The sequence below is a fragment of the Bacillus sp. J14TS2 genome (assembly GCF_018333015.1).
GTDB lineage: Bacteria > Bacillota > Bacilli > Bacillales > Bacillaceae_C > Lederbergia.
Genome location: NZ_BORE01000094.1, coordinates 1 through 255, shown reverse-complemented (window position 1 = coordinate 255; position 255 = coordinate 1). Strand labels below are relative to the sequence as shown.

Genomic DNA, 255 nt, shown 5'->3' with positions numbered 1-255 from the left:
TGAATTTGAGTTTAATAAAGATGCGGGAATGTATGTCTGTAAAGAAGGACATATGGCGATATGGAAAGTACGCCAAGTGAAGAAACGTGCATCCAAGAATCAAACAGATACATACCATTTTGACGTTGAAAAAAGTAAAGTTTGTCCACTCCGAGAAGGTTGCTACAAACCTGGAGCTAAAAGCAAAAGCTATTCCGTAAGCATGAAAACAGCTGAGAATAGCCAGCAGAAGGAATTCCAGGGAAAAGATTATTT

Annotated in this window: 1 pseudogene; it reads left to right on the top strand. The window is 38.4% G+C overall.

The features are described 5' to 3' along the window. Positions 1-255, top strand: a pseudogene (locus tag KI375_RS27200) (IS5/IS1182 family transposase); the annotation flags it as partial.